The following is a 17,456-nucleotide window of genomic DNA, read 5'->3' on the forward strand; positions in this document are numbered from 1 at the left end:
AACACTTTAAACATTACCATATGATAGCTGCGTTATTAATCGCCGCATGGTCATTTATTGCCTTTAGGTTTCGTAAAACAGCTATATTTAAGAGAATAGTGGCCAGATTTATAAAAGGTGATAAAGCGCATCAATCAAAAGGAATTTGATCTTATTACTACAATGATATAATTTTTCATTGTAGTAATAATTTTATTGATGTTAATTAGATGAGTTCCTGAAACGCATCTAATTAAAAAAACTATTGACGAAGGAGCGATATAAACGAAAGACTGGTGGAAAATTTTATTAAATTGACTAAGATTCAATAGACAATTTATGACAAGCCAGGAAATGATCGCCTTTAAATCCAGTCTGAAAAAAGCCGGAGAGCTACTGATAGCAGAACGAATTGCGATGGCAAAATCGGCTATTGATAACGCGCAGGAAGCGGCTAATAGTGAAGGCAAAAGTTCGGCAGGTGATAAATACGAAACAGGAAGAGCGATGGGGCACCTGGAAAAAGATATGTATGCACGGCAACTGGCAGAAAACATCAAGGAGCTTGACAAGCTACAGAAAGTAAATACAGATATCATTTATACAACTGCTCAAACAGGTGCCTTTGTAAGATGTCCGGACCATTCTTTTTTTATTGCAGCCGGATTGGGTAAGCAACTGATAGATGATCAGCCAATATTTTTTCTTTCACCCTATGCTCCACTTGCAACATTATTACTACACAAAAAAGCAGGTGATAGTTTCCTCTTTAATAAAAAGGATACGGTGATCCTTGAAATTTATTAAATGTGACCCCATGCCGGCATATTGGCAAACGTTATAGTCTTTAAAACATTAATTCTCCTGTGAATGGATCGATCATGGTGGCGATGGGAGGATCAGGCAGATTATTAAGGTAAGGTAGTGTGTTGATTAGATTGCCACCAGGAACATGGAAACCTGGTACCTGAACCATTCCAAATAATAGGAACCCTGCCACTGCTTCCGCAGTCTGGCCTGCATAATTTGCCATCTGCGCTCCGGTAATTTTAGTATCCTGGTCGGATTTGAATTCAGGGTCAGTAAACATGAAAGATAGCCCTTGCCGTTTCATGGGAATAAACCAGTCCACGTTATAACGGTAAAGTTGTCCCTGGTAACACATACCCCAAGGCTGATTAATGATGTTACAGGTACTATCATCATGGATATGGTAGGCAACTACTTTCCCATACTCGACGCCTAGAGTGAAGTTTGTAACAGAGGGTGCATTTTTTAAAAAGTCTTTGTAACTCGTATAAATGCCATCATTAAATTGGCTGGTAGTATAGATTGGCTGCTTATAACCTCTCCATGCTATATTGAGAATTTCATCTTTGGAGTGAAAAGCAGCAGTAATGTTTTGTCTGTCAGCGGCTTTCATTAACAGGTCAATGGCCTGGGTTATATTTTCACTATGAGCACGACTATCACGTTTGTTATCATATACCAGAGTTGTATCTATCTGGCATGAAAGCTGAAATTGCTGATTATCGGCAGAGAGGAAGGCTACAGCTTTGATACGAACATAAGCTTTGTCCACAGCACCTTCGGCTATCCGGAAAGACTGTATCAAACAAAGTAAATCTTTTCCATTATCGCTTTTGTATTGATCGCCATATTGCTTGTTTACATATTCCTGCAGGTAATCCTGTAATGGTTTATCAGGAAGAGCTATGGTCTTTTTAAAATAGTTCTTTTTGTAGGGTAAGTATCCTAAGTTCACGCTGTCTCCGCAAATGGCAATCATCTGGATATCTTTGACGGGCATTACAAAATGATGAACGGGAATGTTAGCATTCAGTTTTATTACCTTGGTTTTGGGTTGTTCCGGAACAGGTATGGGATTATTAGCATAATCCGGATCCTGAGCTAATGAAGGGATGAGTTGGGATAAAAGCAGTGCTACAGTTAGAAACAGTTTCATTTACGCCTTAGTTTGATAGATGCGGTGCTAAAGATAATAAAATCATTATTAGCGGAATATTCGATTGCTGTTTCGACTGTCTTTACAATATTTGCTGGTTTTTAATGAAATTGTCAGACTTACGGTAGGCATTTCAATTATATAGAACTCTTAGAGAAGAAAAAAGATGAAGAGCCAGCCTTTAGGTTTAAAATTCTTTTAATGTACGTACTTTAAGTACTTAAATTCAGTTTGAAATAAACTCTTGCGTTAATTTAAACTATTCGCCGCATCGCTAGCTATGGTGATTGGAATAATATATGTATACCTAAAGCATTATCAGATCGTAAAAATATTCCCCCCTTGCAATAAGAATTGCTTTAGTAGGGAATAAAATCTACTTGAAAAGGATTGGGGTTTAAGAATTAGAAATGAGTTCTAAACCCCAAAAAGGACCGATTTGCATCGATACCTTTTTAGCGTATCTGCATAACAATGATACCCGGAAAATGGACAATATCTAACCAATTATTGCAAAGATTTGCTGGATTTTAGTGGCTGACAAGATTGAAATTGCCCTAAAATTACCTGATTGTGAGTTGTTAAGGCCCTGTTAGTAGGTATTTAAGAATAAGATTATCCTTACTGGTAGCAGCTTTATGTAAGATTCTTGTAAAACTAAAGTATTGCTTTTGAAATTATAAAGGTTATCTTTACTTTTGCAAGGTATGAAAACATTACCCCGTCATATCACCCCTCGATTGCTACAGGCTTTAAATGTAAGTCCTGTCGTTTTTCTTAATGGAGCCAGACAATCCGGTAAAAGTACACTCGTGCAAAATCTCCGGGAACAAATTGGCCGCAATAATGATCCTGCAGCTTATGTATCGTTTGACCGTCCTACCCAAATGGCAGCGGCATCATCAGCTCCTGAAAGTTTTCTGTCTGCTTATAAAGACACTTTAATCATTGACGAAGTGCAGCTTGTCCCTGAACTTTTCCGTGCCCTAAAAGTTGTCGTTGATGAACTAAGATTACAAGATAAAGCGAATGCGAATGGTCGTTATCTTTTGACTGGCTCAGCTAATATTCTGGCTTTACCGAAATTGTCTGATCCGCTTGTTGGGCGTATGACAGTTCTTACGCTTTATCCATTTTGTACGGCGGAGGCTTCACAAGGGAAAGGAAATGGGCTGGATAGACTCGTTAACCTTGATTTTACCAATATCAGTAATCGTGGATTAAGCATCACTGATGCCATGAAATTAGCAACCTTCCCTGAAATAGCTGATAAAAACGCTGCAGAGCGAGGTATCTGGTTTGATGGATACCTTACTACCATCTTGCAGCGGGACGTGCGTCTTCTGGCTGAGCTGGAAAAAATATCTGTTCTTCCTAATCTCCTGCGTATTCTGGCAATCCGTTCCGGGAGTCTATTGAATGATGCAGATGTTGCTCGTGATATTGGGTTAAATCCTGTAACGTCAAAATTGTATCGCAACATTTTAAAAATGATGTTTTTGAATTTCGATGTTGAGCCATGGTATCGCAATATTGGTAAGCGCCTTGTTAAATCCCCCAAAGGCTATCTGACAGATACGTTGATGCTGTGCCATATGCTGGATTTAAATCTGGAAGACATTGAAAAAAATAAGCCTGACCTTTTCGGACATGTCCTGGAGAATTATATTGCCACGGAACTTACAAAGCTGCTGACTTTTAGTGAAACAAAAGCAAAGCTTTTACATTTCAGAACCAGCGATGGAAAGGAAGCTGATTTCGTGCTGGAAAAACCCGATGGATCTGTGTTTGCAATAGAAATAAAAAAATCGGAGTCTGTTAATATTCACGATTTCAAAGGTATTCAGACATTGGCAGAACTCACAGAAAAAGAGTTTATAGGTGGAGTGGTGCTGTATTCAGGAAAAGAAGTAGTTCCTTTCGGGAAAAATCTTTGGGCTGTTCCTTTTCATATATTGTGGCAATAATTTGACGTAAAATAATCCCGTTGTTTGGTATTAATTATGCGGGTCTTTATGGTATTGAAAAGAGGGCGTCAATTACTTTTGAAATACACCTTCTTTTATCTTTTTGAGGGTCTGCTCTGTACCCGGAAACGGAGAATTATCTAACCAAATACCACAAGATTTGTTTATTTTCAGTGAATTATCCAGCTAGCATTTTTGTTATAAAAGTACTTCAAAACTTATTGCATTCTTATCACATCTATTGATTTTCATTAGAATATAATATACTTTTTATTATTAATTCAATGATGGGGCATAATAGTTATTAACTTTAGATAGTCAGAATTTTCTTAATTTACATTGTATAATCCCTGATCAAATTATGAATCGGCTTGCTTCAATATCTGAAAGAATAGATGCATTGTCGACTTTATCCCAAAAGGAAACCATTTTTTTAAATGATCTACAACAAGAATTCAAGCTTGATCTTCAAAACTTTATTATTGGGGAAACACTTTATATGAAGGAAGGAAAGCTTGTTATTGGTAATAATTTATATAAAAAATGGCTTGAAAAAATACAGGCCCATGGATTTGATTACGAGATTGACTTTAAATAATGATTCCAGGAAAAATAGAACAGATTAATGCACTTAAAGACCAGATATCTGAACTCACATCTCACACAGATTGGGACAAAGCCTTTTTAGAAAAAGTAAAAATTGATTTTACTTATCACTCCAATAAATTAGAAGGGAATACACTTACTTACGGTCAAACCATCAAATTACTTAAAGACTTTGTAACTCCCCCCAAAGCAGCTCCCGGAGAACTCTTAGATTTAATAAATCATCAGAATATTTTAGATAGTGTATTTAATAACTACAATTCTAAAGAGTTATCAGAAGAGAATATAAAATCTCTTCATAAAGAACTGATGAAAAATCTGGCTCAATGGAATGATGATGGGCTCTATAGCCCTGGGAGATATAAGTCTTTTGAGAATGTGACTGTCAGAAGCAAAGGAGTAATACATGCTTATACATTTCCAGTAGAAGTGACAGGTGCAATGAAAGAATTAATTCATGATACTAATGAGCGATTAAAGGACATAGATGTAAATGATATTGATAAGCATCCATTAAGGTAGTATTTAATCCTTTGTGTAAATAGTATAATACGCAACTGTATACGAGTTACACAAAGGATTAAATACTACCCTGGAATAGTTGGAGATTCAAGCCGATGGACTGCTACATTACCAAGAAACCTTAAACTGTGTAGTATATTGGAATTGGGTTTTGTCAGCAGACCTTCTTCTGCTAAACCATCAATCTTTTTAAACAGGTCAATCTTTTTACCATTATCTTCTTCATCTTTATAGATTCCCTTGTCATTACAAATGCCTTCTATAATAGATCTCAATCCGGCGGCACATAAGATAAGTTGATCATTATTGAATGCCTTGATTGTTTCTTTATAAATATTTAATACAACTTTGGGTACATTGGTAAATTCTTTTGTGGAAGGCTCTGCTTTAGGATATATCCATTGTTCCCATGGATCAATAAATTCATATCCAGATATCTCAGCTTGGGTGTCCATTGTTTGATCAGTATAAAGTTTACGAAAGCTGATTAAGTCGCATCCCATACATTGGATGACTTGATATTTTTCTGTGGAAAATATCATTACTATCGGATCGTCATCATTAACTACGTGTTCTGTTAGAACCTTTTGATTTGTTGTATGGAACATATGCGCACTCTTTTTGCGCACTTAATGAAAAGTAGGACAATGTAGGAAAATTATAACAGATTATGCTCTGTGTTCATAATCTTCAAGTATAATTACTCCTGATATACAGAGTAATTATACTTGAAGATTTTATATTTTATAAGTTGAGTATAATTATTGTCAGAAGTTTTCGAAAACAAAAAAGGCACCGATTTACATCGATGCCTTTTTTAACGCGTCTGCGTAATAAACGTACCCGGAAACGGAGTTGAACCGTCACTCCCCTTGCGGAGAACAGGATTTTAAGTCCGGCGTGTCTACCAATTCCACCATCCGGGTATCCTGGAAACAAAAAATCCAAACTGCAAGCAATTTGGAAATCTGTATCTGGAGCGGAAGACCGGGCTCGAACCGGCCACCCCGACCTTGGCAAGGTCGTGCTCTACCAAATGAGCTACTTCCGCATATCTTGTAAGAACTTTCCCGCTAAAAGAACCGTTATTTTTTCGTTGGGATTGCAAAGATAGGAATTGTTTTGAAAAAACAAAATTCCTACCCTCTTTTTTTGAAAACTACTTCGAATATTTGTACTTGATCATCCCCAATAACTCCTTCTTTTTACCATAGCATTCCTCTCTATCCGGCAGCCCCTGTGCAGTATAAGTGTACTTCCAGATCGTGTAATTCGCCGATTGCCCGTTCACGGTAGTCATCTGTGAAACCCGCTTCTGTGCATCGTAATCGAACATATAATCCGGTAACATCTTCTGACGGGAAGGAGAGTAGCGGACGATGTCTGTAAGCAGGCCCTGGTCGTTGTATTTATAGTAAATACGCTGACTGTGTATATTGTTGCCTGATTCAAACTCTTCTGTGATCTGGCCCTTTTCATTTAAGGTGAAGGTGACAATAGAAGAATCCTGAATACGGTCGTTATGAAAGTGGATCATTTTGATGATATGCCCCGCTGCATCGTAAATATATCTCCGTGTTTCAGTAAACTGGTATTTGCTCTTCTGGTCCTGGGAAACCAGGTACACTTCCGTGAGTTTGGAAGCCGAATCCCGGATATAATTGATGACCGTGGTACTATTCTGAGAGCTGTCCACTGTTTTGGTCAGGTTGCCTTTCGCAGAGAAGTAAGACATCATGGTGGAATAGCCGGTTGACCTCGACTGCACCTTCGACTTCATCTTCCTGTAGTTCATCAGTATCTCCCGCTCGCACCTGAAATCGTCATCGGATTCCATATTCGCATCCAGGCTCTCCACCCACTGTACAGCGATTTTATTCTGCTTTAGTACATCCAGATTCTCCTCAGTACGTATCGTATTAAGAATATCCTGGTAATAAAACTGTGCGTTAGCTACCCCCTGCAGCCCCAACGCTGCTGCTATCAGCAAAATAAGTTTTCTCATATACATATTAGATGCAAAAATAATGATTCATGAACGGAAGATACAAGAAAGATATTGTATCTAAAAAATACAATATTGATACTCAACCGATTGTTAGTAAGCCTATCTACTTATATTTGCAAATTCCAACATTAAAATTCCCGTAACTTAGGATATGCAACCAGAATATATTATCATACACCGGCAAATCGCCCCTTATGTGGCACAAATACAACTAAACAGGCCTAAAGAACTCAATGCGCTGAATCTGCAGCTTATGACCGAAGTGAAAGAGGCCTTAAAAGTATTGGATGCAGATGACGGTGTACGCGTGATCATAATAAGTGGGAACGAGAAAGCCTTTGCAGCCGGGGCTGATATTAAACAGATGGCGGGAAAAACTGCCATGGATATGTTTAATACCGATCAGTTCAGCACCTGGGATGCAATAAAAAAAACAAAGAAGCCGTTGATTGCGGCAGTCAGTGGTTTTGCATTGGGAGGAGGTTGTGAACTGGTCATGTTATGTGATATGATTGTCGCCAGCGAAACAGCCCGCTTCGGACAACCGGAAATAAAGATAGGTGTTATGCCTGGCGCAGGGGGGACCCAACGTCTTACCAGGGCAGTAGGGAAGGCCCTTGCTATGGAAATGGTACTGACGGGTCGTTTTATTACCGCAGAAGAAGCATTGAGAGCAGGTCTCATTAACCGGGTAGTGCCTGTAGAACTATATCTGCAGGAGGCCGTGAAACTGGCGGAAGAAATTGCCGCATTGAGCCCTTTAGCAGTTAAAATGGCCAAGGAATCAGTATTGAAAGCATTTGATAGCTCCCTCGAGGAAGGTTTGCATTTTGAACGTAAAAACTTTTACCTGCTATTTGCCTCTGATGATCAGAAAGAAGGTATGCAGGCCTTTGTAGAAAAAAGGACACCCATATTTACAGGAAAATGAGTAATAGACAACTGACTGCTTTTTATATGATGGCTGCTTGCATCCTCGGATGTAAACAACCGGTAGCAAACAATAAAATAGAAGAAAAGAAACACGGGACCATTCAACCCGAAACAGATACCATGATTGCTGTCAATGATACCATAGAACCACTTCAGGTGGCTTCCTGGCAGATCTTTGAACAGTATGACGGGAAGTACGCTTTAGAGACCGGGATGCTCCGGAAAGAACCGCTTAAAACGCGTATAAACAAGTTATTGGGAAAAGAAGAACCCGTCTTCACAGAACGCTTCGACGTTACACCTCCTGTAGAAGTGGAGGGCACCATCCTTTATAACCAGGGATGCCGGCGGCATTACTGTGGTACAGATGAAGCTGCCCTGGCTGTAGATATGAACAGGGATATCATCTATATCGGCATAGCTGTAAATGGTATGGTAACATTATATGCAGAAAAGAACGATTCTGTATATCCTGATAAACTATTAAAATGGAAGCAGAAATTCCCGCTTAATTAACCCGCGCAGGTTCGTAACTCACAAAAAAAGAAAGATACAGGGTCCTGGACCAGCGTATCAATCCAGGCATGATCAGCGCCAGGAGAATACCATTTGTTATCAGCCAGTGATAAACACTATCATCCCGCCACGAAATGCCAAAAATGAGCCAGTACCACGCTAAATTAAACAGGGAAAACAATACCGCTATCACATAACTCACATAACCTGTTCCATACCAGAAGCCTATTTCCAGCTCGGTCTTTTGTCCGCATACGGGACAATGATCATGCATATCAAATACCTTCTTCAATACATAAGGGTTCTGGTTCTTAAACAGATCTCCCTTCCTGCATCGGGGGCATTTATTCAGCAAAAGGCTGGATATATAACTCATACGGCCATTAGTGATTGCCTGCGGAGATAAATGATGGCATATCGGTAACAACTCCATTGTGTGCTGGTGCAAAGCAGCGGGGACAGGTTCTCTAAATTACTCTGGAGCTTAGTTAAACATCTCCGGATAATAAGATCATTTTTCTCAATAATAGCTTCTACTTCGGTGTAATTCTCTGCTGTCTTTAATTCCTCAACGATCTGTGATGCGTATTCGTCTGTAGTCATAATTCATGTATGAATGAGAATACCGCAAAGTTACCTTAGTTGACCATCAGTTGCGCTAATTAAAAATTGATTTTTATCAATAAAATAAAAAGGCCTGGTGGAACGTCCCACCAGGCCTGCTAACAGCTAATTTTATTTAATTAAATTTCTTTCTCAGTTCGTTCAGCTTCGCCTGGAAATCATTTATTGGCGCAGGAGCAGCTGGTTTAGAAGAGGATGGCTTCTTATTACTATTATTCTCCCTGCGTGGACCCGAACTATGAGTAGCGGGGGCCTCATTATCCTTCATAGATAAAGAAATCCTCTTTCTTGAAGGATCCACTTCCAGCACCGTTACGGTTACTTTCTGGTTCAGTTTCACCGCTTCGTTTGGATTAGTAATGAACTTATTACTCAGATGAGAGATATGCACCAGACCATCCTGTTTTACTCCTACGTCCACAAAAGCGCCGAAATTAGTAATATTCGTCACCACACCTGGTAATGTCATACCTACTTTCAGGTCTTCCATCGTACGAATACCTTCTGCATATTCAAAGATTGCAATCTCATCACGGGGGTCACGACTAGGTTTATCCAGCTCTTTCAGGATATCTTCCAGGGTCAGCAAACCTACTTCCTCGCTCACATATTCCTTTGGATTGATTTTCTTGCGTAAATCTTCTTTCGCCATCAGGTCCTGCACGGTGCTTCCCTGTCTGCTGGCCATTGTTTCTATCAGCTTATAACGCTCAGGATGCACTGCTGAGTTATCCAGGGGATTATCTCCGTTCTCAATGCGAAGGAAGCCCGCGCACTGTTCAAACGCTTTTTCTCCCAGACGGGTTACTTTTTTCAGTTGCATACGGTTGCTGAATGCGCCGTTCTCTTTCCTGTATTTCACAATATTCTCTGCCAGGGAAGGGCCTAAGCCGGATACATACGCTAATAAGTGCTTGGAGGCAGTATTCAGGTTCACACCCACGTTATTCACGCAGCTTACCACCACTCTGTCCAGGCTCTGTTTCAGGTTGGACTGGTTCACATCATGCTGGTACTGACCAACCCCAATCGCTTTAGGATCTATCTTTACCAGTTCCGCCAGCGGATCTATCAGCCTGCGACCGATAGAAATAGCGCCACGTACGGTAACATCGTACTCAGGGAACTCTTCCCTTGCCACTTCAGAGGCGGAGTAAACGGAAGCGCCGCTTTCATTCACCATAAACACATTGATCTTCTTGCCAAAATCAATTTTCTTCACAAACTCTTCCGTTTCACGGCCAGCTGTACCATTACCTACGGCAATGGCTTCGGTGTTATATTTTTGAGCCCATTTTCTCAATAAGGCTTCTGCATCATCTCTCTTGTAATTTTTTTCCAGGGGATAGATCACATCATTATCCAGCATATTCCCCTGATCGTCAAGCGCTACCACTTTACAACCCGTTCTGTAACCCGGATCCACCGCAATAACTCCCTTAGGTCCTAATGGTGCAGCCAGCAACAACTGACGCAGGTTCTCAGCAAACACGTCAATCGCCTCAGCATCAGCTCTTTCTTTGGCTACAGCCCGGAACTCATTTTCCAGAGACGGACGGAGCAGTCGCTTGTAAGCATCCGCTACTGCTTTGGTTACCTGTTCGCTGCTGGCATTATTACCAGTCACAAACTGTTTGTGCATGATATCCATCGCATCTTCTTCCTCAGGATTGATAGTGCCATACAGGAAACCTTCGGCTTCCCCACGTAAAATGGCCATCACACGGTGAGAAGGGATGGTATGCAGCTCCTCGTTGAAGTCGAAGTAATCCTTATACTTGTTACCTTCCTCTTCCTTGCCTTCTATCACTTTGGATGTCAGTTTGGAGGTATGGGTAAAGAGTTTACGCATTTTATCACGCAGCTCGGCATTTTCATTGATCCACTCTGCCATGATATCACGGGCTCCTTTCAAGGCTTCCTCTGTAGACGCTACCTGTTCGCTAAGGTATTGTTCTGCAACGGTTTGTGGAGCATTCTCAGATTGTTCAAAGATCAGCTTCGCCAGTGGTTCCAGGCCCTTTTCAATGGCCACGGTCGCCCTGGTTTTACGTTTGGTCTTATATGGGAGATACAAATCTTCCAGTTCTGCTATCACCCAGGATTGCTCCAGTTTTTCCAGCAGTTCATCGGTCATTTTGTTCTGTTCCGTGATAGTTTTGATGATGTAAGCCCTGCGTTCATCCACTTCCTTGTATCGTTTCTGCAAATCCTCGATACGCCCTATCTGTACCTCGTCAAGGCTACCTGTCACTTCCTTGCGGTAGCGGCTGATAAAAGGGACCGTAGACCCCTCCGCCAGCAAATTCATGGTGTTCTCCGCTTGTCGCGCCGCGATGTTCAGCTCCGCTGAAATAAGCGCAATGTGTTTGGTATTCATGAATTAAAAATTAGTCGGCAAATGTAACTAAATTGGCCTATCCGTTCATAAAAAGAAATTAACATCTTCGCATGCAGCCTTAGCACTTTGGACCTTATATTTGACAAATGGAAAATAATGCAGCTTTTGAAAGATTGTTACATATTATGGATGACTTAAGGGAAAAATGCCCCTGGGACAAAAAACAAACCATCCATACCCTCAGACAACAGACAATTGAAGAATTATACGAGCTGGTAGATGCTATTACCGGGGAAGACTGGAAATCAATAAAAGAGGAGTTGGGCGATCTGCTTCTTCACATCGTTTTCTACTCAAAAATCGGTACGGAACAACAACAGTTTACCATCGAAGAGGTTATTAACGGAGTTTGTGAAAAACTGATCACTAGGCATCCGCATATCTATGGAGATGTAAAAGTGGATAACGAAGAACAGGTGAAACAAAACTGGGAGAAAATAAAACTGAAAGAAGGGAAAACTTCTGTTCTCAGCGGTGTTCCCAAAGCGCTTCCTGCATTAGTGAAAGCCATGAGACTACAGGGTAAGGCCAAACAGGTGGGATTTGAATGGGATAATACCCAGCAGGTATGGGATAAAGTAAAGGAAGAGATGGATGAACTGCAGGAGATGGTGGAAAACGGGACACAGAAAGATATAGAAGCCGAATTCGGAGATGTACTATTCTCTTTAATTAACTATTCCCGCTTCTTAAATATAGATGCAGAGAATGCACTGGAACGTACCAATAAAAAATTCATCCGCCGTTTCCAATACATAGAGAAAATGGCCACGGAAAAAGGAAGGTCCCTGGATGAAATGTCCCTGGTAGAAATGGATGCACTCTGGAACGAAGCAAAAAAAACTGAATAATTGTTAGATATAAAAGAAATAAGACTTTTCTTCATCCGGCATGGATACCTGCTGATTATTGCTGCCTGGTTATTTACTTTTTCCTTTCTTTTCAGCAATTACTGGTCGTACTATTCTTCCCCGCAGGGAGTAAAACGCAGCCTGGAAAAAAGTATCCGTCAGCGGGAACAATCATTCATAGAACTCACGGGAGATTCTACCTTACTCAATGATATTTTTGCAAGAAAATATAATATCCAGGAAGTAAAACTCCTGGATAATAAAGACTTCTATGTATTTGCGTACGACAGCAGCGCTGCCGGCCGCTGGCTTGTATACTGGAGTACCAACCTGGTACAGCCGGAGGAAAAAGAGGCGCCTCTTGTCCCTGGTACCCGTTTCGTAAAGTTAAAGAACGGGTATTATGAGATGATCTGTAAAAAGATAAGAAGCAAAGATAATCACGACAGATATCTTATCGGGGCCATCCCGGTGATGATGGAATACAGTATCAGCAACAACTACCTGGTAGATCACTTTTATGATAAACCGGCGCTGGGCCCTGAATATTCTATTCATTTACGCCCCAAAGGTATTCCCGTTTTAAACGGCCAGAACTTAATACTCTTTTATCTGAACTATGACAGAACAATGGATGCTGGTGCGCCTAACATCCTCAGTGTCATTTTGCGCGTATTAGGTTGTATCTGTGTTCTCATATTTATCAACCTGTTTGCGGCCATGATCGCCAGGCAAAAGAACCCGCTCTATGGTTTTCTCTTCCTGTTTACGGTGATCTTCATCTTCCGTATTCTCAGCTATTTATATCCATTCCCTTTTAACTTACGTGAACTCAATGTATTCACGCCACTCATTTATGCGAAAGATGAGATCTTCCGCTCTTTGGGTGACCTCTTATTAAACGTACTCCTTACGTTCTGGTTGTTACTGTTTTTCCGGGAACACGTGAAAACCATTAAACCGCCGGTGGTAAAGAACCTATGGCAGCAAAGGCTGGTCATCATACTGGCCAGTTTACTAATGTATATCATCGGACAATTCCTCTCGGAGTTGATCCAGAGTCTTGTGATCGACTCCAAGATCTCTTTCGATGTAGCTAACTTTTTCAGTCTGAATGAATACAGTATTATAGGGTTTATCATCCTTGGATTTATCTCGTTTAGTTTTCTGTTTTTTTCGCAGATCATTAACTACCTGCTGAACGAGCTTACGAATTTCCGCCATCGTACCAAATACATTTTCGTTGCAGTGGTAGGGATTGTATGGCTGTTATTCAGGATCCACAACCAGGAAATCTACTACTCGGTAGTGCTGGTCGTATGGCTGATATTATACGTTGTTCTGCTTGATATTTTGTCTGTTCGTTTTGAGAATAGTTTAGCCACAGTCCCTTTTCTTTTCTGGTTGTTTTTATTAACTATTACCACTTCTGCGGTGTTGGTATATTATAATGATCAAAAAGAAATTTCACTGCGTGAGAGGATGGCTATCGAGTTATCGAAGCAGAAAGATCCTTACCTGGAGATGCTACTGACGGATGTGACAAAACAGATGGAGAGTGATGAACTGCTGCAATTATTCTTCCAGCAGAACAACGTGAGTAACATGCCCAGGACTATGCTGGAAAATGAACTGAAGCAAAAATATTTCAAAGGATATCTGGGCCGCTTCAATGTAACCTTTTATGCCTTTGATGAAAATGGAATGCCGATATACGGGGGAGATACCAGCAGTTTCTCTATCCTTAGCAGGCGTATGCTGGTAGAGTCGGAACTGATAGGGAATGATCTTTATTATAATGAACGTGGTTTCAACGACTTCAGTTATATAGGCCGGAAGGACTTCTATCGTAATGGTATTAAATCCGGCTACCTGGTATATGAGTTAACTCCGGCGGTTGTAAATACACAACGTCTTTACCCGGAATTATTAGTAGATGGTGAGATATACGATCCGGAAAAGGAATCCTCCGTTCCGTATTCATATGCTATATATGACAAGGGGCAACTGGTGATCAACAATAATGATTATCCATTCGAAGTAAAATTGTATACATCGGACCTGCCCAAAGATGAGATATCGATTCGCTCTGTAAATGGTTTTTCAGAGATGATCTACAAAGCATCCAGGGATAAAGTAGTGATAGTCGTTAAGGAGAACAGGAGTTTTGTTGAGTTTATCACCCTCTTTGCCTACATGTTTTGTCTTTTCCTGCTGATTATTGTGATCTACAGGGTCCTTGATCTGCTTGTTAAAGCACGTATGCGCATCGGGAATCTCAAATCGCTGATCAACATCAGTATTCGGAAAAAGGTACACGGTACTATCATTTTTATTGTTGTATTTGCCTTCATCATTTTAGGTCTTACTACGATATTATTTTTTATAGATCGTTCAGAAAGAGAGAATAAGGAGAGATTAAGCCATACTATCAACGAAGTATCCCATGACGTAGAGAAAGTATTTTCTACCCAAAGGATGTTTGATGATCTGGAGGATCTTTATGATCCTATTTTCCAGGCGAGCCTTTCTTCGGCTATCAGCGAAATTGCGGATGACAGGGCATTGGATATCAATGTTTATGACCGGGACGGTAATCTGCAGATCACTACCCAGCCTTTAATTACTGAAAAGGGACTGTTATCCAGGAAGATCAATCCCGACGCGTATTTGCATTTATACAGGGAACAGAAGATCCAGTGGATACAGCGGGAAACTATTGGCTCTATGAGGTATTTGTCTGGTTATGCGCCTTTGCGTAGTAACGGGGAAATCTTCGCTTATCTGAACGTTCCTTACTTTGCTACGCAGACAGAACTGAATCAGCAGATTTCCAACTTCCTGGTAGCGTTAATCAACTTTAATGCGTTTATCTTCCTGATAGCGGGTTTACTGGCTTTACTGATCACCAATTCCATTACTAAATCCTTCTCCCTGGTAACGGAGAAACTCCGGCATGTGAGCCTGGGACAACAGAATGATGAAATAGAATGGTCTAAGGATGATGAAATAGGCGCTTTGGTAAAGGAATATAACAAGATGGTGCGTAAGCTGGAAGTGAGTGCGGCCAGGCTGGCAAAAAGCGAAAGGGAAGGGGCCTGGAGGGAAATGGCCCGGCAGGTAGCCCATGAGATCAAGAACCCGCTTACACCGATGAAGCTAAGTATCCAGTATTTACAGCGGGCTATTGACAATGATGCACCTAATGTAAAGCAACTGTCTCATAATGTGGCACGTACGCTGGTAGAGCAGATAGATCACCTGTCGAATATTGCCTCGGATTTCTCTGCTTTCTCCAGGATAGATGAGTCTAATGATGAGGTATTGCTCTTAAATGAAGTATTACATTCTCTGAAGGACCTCTACCAGAGCCATCAGAACTGCAACATTCACTTTAATCCACCGGGGCATGCCTTTTATGTATTTGCGGATAAGACACAGATGAACAGGCTGTTTACCAATCTGTTGCAGAACGCTATCCAGGCGATTCCGGAAGACAGGGAAGGAGAGGTGAATATCAGTATGAATGAGGTAGAGCAGGGCTGGGTGGTGATCAGTGTCTCAGATAATGGGGACGGTATTCCTCCTGAAATCCAGTCTAAGATCTTCGTACCTAACTTTACTACAAAGAATTCCGGTACTGGTCTTGGTCTGGCGATGTGTAAGAACATCGTGGAGCAGGCACACGGGGAGATCAGTTTTGAGACACAACTGACCGTAGGTACTACTTTCTATGTGAAACTCCCGCTTATAAAAGCTCCTGAGTGATTTTCGGGTGCAGGGCAAAACCCTGCAAAAAACAAAAATACCGGCTGTCTTTCAACAACCGGTATCGAATACCTTTAGGTTTTAATAGGAAGTAAATTATTTCACTAAGCTCTCACGGATCTTATCCACAAGTTTAGATTCATGCACTTTTTGTGCCAGTGAGATCATGTTTTTGAAGGCTACTGCTTTGGCAATACCGTGACCGATGATCACTGGTTTATTAACTCCCAGTACAGGAGTACCGCCAAAGGTCTCATGGTCAAACTTATGCATGTACTCATCGTCTATATGACGTCTTACCGCCATATCATGAATCGACTCAGCCATTTTAAGGACCACATTACCGGTAAAACCTTCACAAACAATAACATCTGCTTTGTTAGTAAAAATATCCCGTCCTTCCACATTACCAATGAAGTTCAGCTGCGGATGTTCTTTCAGCAACGGATAGGTTGCCTGTGCTAACAGATTACCCTTACCTTCCTCTTCTCCGATGTTCAATAATCCTACGGTAGGATTAGGGTTATTCAGAATGTGTTTGGAATAAAGGGAGCCCAATACAGCAAACTGTACCAGGTTCTCAGGTTTGCAATCCGCATTGATACCAACATCCAGTAACAGTCCGTAACCACTGCCATCCCGGGGAACGAGCGTGGAGATCGTAGGACGCTGTATGCCTTCAATTGCTTTAATGGTGTAGAAGGTACCAACCATCATGGCTCCGGTATTACCGGCGCTGATAAAGGCGTCTATTTTGCCATTCTGCAAAAGATAAAAGCCAATACTGATAGAAGACTGAGGTTTTTCCTTCAGTGCTTTGGTAGGATGTTCATCCATCCCGATTACCTGGGATGAATGAACAACTGAATATTTTGATTGGTCTAACTGTGCTTCAGCTAATAAAGGGGCCAGAGCCGCTTCATCACCAATCAGCACCAGATGTACATCTGTAGCACCAGATTCTAAAAATACTTTTACTCCTTTTACTGCTTCCAGGGGTGCAAAGTCGCCACCCATCATATCGAGCCCGATTCTCATGAACTTTAGATTTGTCTGATTTGCGTCGGGGGTAAAAATAGTAAAATTATTTAGTGCTGCTTTGTTTTTCCAATACTACTTTACCTCTGTAGTACAGTTTGTTCTCAACCCAGTGAGCGCGATGTCTCAGGTGCACTTCGCCGGTAGCGCTATCGGTGCTTAAAGTATCAGCGAAGGCCTTGTAATGCGTTCTTCTCTTTGCTGATCTTTGCTGAGAATGTCTGCGTTTCGGATTTGGCATTTTATTTAATTTTAATTGTCTGTGTTTAAATGTTTG

The 17,456-nt window shown here is 40.9% G+C and carries 16 protein-coding genes and 2 tRNA genes; 8 read left to right on the forward strand and 10 right to left on the reverse strand.

Features of this window, described 5'->3' with window-relative positions; genetic code table 11:
• The first annotated feature begins 318 nt into the window (after positions 1-318).
• Positions 319-786 carry a hypothetical protein gene (locus GO495_RS04705; RefSeq protein ID WP_157298519.1) on the forward strand — a complete coding sequence of 156 codons (468 nt, stop codon included), beginning with the start codon at positions 319-321 and terminating at the stop codon, positions 784-786.
• Positions 787-826: 40 nt separating this feature from the next.
• On the opposite strand, the gene GO495_RS04710 is transcribed toward GO495_RS04705, so the two are convergent.
• Positions 827-1,945 (reverse strand): hypothetical protein, encoded by a 1,119-nt coding sequence (locus GO495_RS04710; protein WP_157298520.1) that lies wholly within the window; start codon positions 1,943-1,945, stop codon positions 827-829.
• A gap of 707 nt (positions 1,946-2,652) precedes the next feature.
• On the opposite strand from GO495_RS04710, the gene GO495_RS04715 reads away from it, so the two are divergent.
• The 3 genes from GO495_RS04715 to GO495_RS04725 all read left to right on the forward strand — a co-directional run bounded on the left by GO495_RS04715 (position 2,653) and on the right by GO495_RS04725 (position 5,040).
• A complete protein-coding gene (locus tag GO495_RS04715; RefSeq protein WP_157298521.1) occupies positions 2,653-3,912 on the forward strand; it encodes an ATP-binding protein in 1,260 nt (419 codons plus the stop codon).
• A 361-nt stretch (positions 3,913-4,273) separates the two neighbouring features.
• Positions 4,274-4,510, forward strand: coding sequence for a hypothetical protein (locus GO495_RS04720; RefSeq protein WP_157298522.1), 237 nt, complete (start codon positions 4,274-4,276; stop codon positions 4,508-4,510).
• Positions 4,510-5,040: a Fic family protein gene (locus tag GO495_RS04725; RefSeq protein ID WP_157298523.1), complete on the forward strand. Its 531-nt coding sequence runs from the start codon at positions 4,510-4,512 to the stop codon at positions 5,038-5,040. Before GO495_RS04720 ends, GO495_RS04725 begins: the two co-directional genes overlap by 1 nt.
• A gap of 65 nt (positions 5,041-5,105) precedes the next feature.
• On the opposite strand, the gene GO495_RS04730 is transcribed toward GO495_RS04725, so the two are convergent.
• The 4 genes from GO495_RS04730 to GO495_RS04745 form a co-directional block, all read right to left on the reverse strand.
• Entirely contained in the window at positions 5,106-5,648 is a 543-nt protein-coding gene (locus GO495_RS04730; protein WP_157298524.1) for a DUF4145 domain-containing protein, read from the reverse strand.
• Between the two features lie 232 nt (positions 5,649-5,880).
• A tRNA-Leu gene (locus GO495_RS04735) sits at positions 5,881-5,966 on the reverse strand.
• A gap of 49 nt (positions 5,967-6,015) precedes the next feature.
• Positions 6,016-6,091, reverse strand: a tRNA-Gly gene (locus tag GO495_RS04740).
• A gap of 108 nt (positions 6,092-6,199) precedes the next feature.
• Positions 6,200-7,045 (reverse strand): hypothetical protein, encoded by an 846-nt coding sequence (locus tag GO495_RS04745; protein ID WP_157298525.1) that lies wholly within the window; start codon positions 7,043-7,045, stop codon positions 6,200-6,202.
• A gap of 154 nt (positions 7,046-7,199) precedes the next feature.
• On the opposite strand from GO495_RS04745, the gene GO495_RS04750 reads away from it, so the two are divergent.
• Both GO495_RS04750 and GO495_RS04755 read left to right on the forward strand, forming a co-directional pair.
• The gene (locus tag GO495_RS04750) at positions 7,200-7,979 is read left to right on the forward strand and encodes an enoyl-CoA hydratase-related protein (protein WP_157298526.1); all 780 of its coding nucleotides are present in this window, start codon (positions 7,200-7,202) and stop codon (positions 7,977-7,979) included.
• Complete coding sequence (locus GO495_RS04755; protein ID WP_157298527.1) at positions 7,976-8,497, forward strand: hypothetical protein; 522 nt, start codon at positions 7,976-7,978, stop codon at positions 8,495-8,497. The genes GO495_RS04750 and GO495_RS04755 overlap by 4 nt, the downstream gene beginning before the upstream one ends.
• On the opposite strand, the gene GO495_RS04760 is transcribed toward GO495_RS04755, so the two are convergent.
• The 3 genes from GO495_RS04760 to GO495_RS04765 all read right to left on the reverse strand — a co-directional run bounded on the left by GO495_RS04760 (position 8,490) and on the right by GO495_RS04765 (position 11,501).
• Positions 8,490-8,873, reverse strand: coding sequence for a DUF983 domain-containing protein (locus GO495_RS04760; RefSeq protein ID WP_240915150.1), 384 nt, complete (start codon positions 8,871-8,873; stop codon positions 8,490-8,492). The genes GO495_RS04755 and GO495_RS04760 overlap by 8 nt on opposite strands.
• Positions 8,870-9,100 (reverse strand): hypothetical protein, encoded by a 231-nt coding sequence (locus GO495_RS31955; protein ID WP_170302605.1) that lies wholly within the window; start codon positions 9,098-9,100, stop codon positions 8,870-8,872. The genes GO495_RS04760 and GO495_RS31955 overlap by 4 nt, the downstream gene beginning before the upstream one ends.
• Before the next feature lie 136 nt (positions 9,101-9,236).
• Complete coding sequence (locus tag GO495_RS04765) at positions 9,237-11,501, reverse strand: Tex family protein (protein WP_157298529.1); 2,265 nt, start codon at positions 11,499-11,501, stop codon at positions 9,237-9,239.
• 107 nt (positions 11,502-11,608) lie between these two features.
• Here GO495_RS04765 and mazG point away from each other — a divergent pair, with 107 nt between their 5' ends.
• Positions 11,609-12,373, forward strand: a complete 765-nt coding sequence (mazG, locus tag GO495_RS04770; protein WP_157298530.1) for a nucleoside triphosphate pyrophosphohydrolase — start codon at positions 11,609-11,611, stop codon at positions 12,371-12,373.
• Positions 12,374-16,141, forward strand: coding sequence for a sensor histidine kinase (locus tag GO495_RS04775; RefSeq protein ID WP_157298531.1), 3,768 nt, complete (start codon positions 12,374-12,376; stop codon positions 16,139-16,141).
• A gap of 96 nt (positions 16,142-16,237) precedes the next feature.
• Here GO495_RS04775 and plsX read toward each other — a convergent pair whose 3' ends face one another.
• Both plsX and rpmF read right to left on the reverse strand, forming a co-directional pair.
• The gene (gene plsX / locus GO495_RS04780; RefSeq protein ID WP_157298532.1) at positions 16,238-17,179 is read right to left on the reverse strand and encodes a phosphate acyltransferase PlsX; all 942 of its coding nucleotides are present in this window, start codon (positions 17,177-17,179) and stop codon (positions 16,238-16,240) included.
• A gap of 46 nt (positions 17,180-17,225) precedes the next feature.
• Positions 17,226-17,420, reverse strand: coding sequence for a 50S ribosomal protein L32 (gene rpmF / locus GO495_RS04785; protein ID WP_012793868.1), 195 nt, complete (start codon positions 17,418-17,420; stop codon positions 17,226-17,228).
• Positions 17,421-17,456: the final 36 nt, after the last annotated feature.

This window comes from Chitinophaga oryziterrae (assembly GCF_009758125.1).
In the GTDB taxonomy this organism is placed as follows: Bacteria; Bacteroidota; Bacteroidia; order Chitinophagales; family Chitinophagaceae; genus Chitinophaga; species Chitinophaga oryziterrae.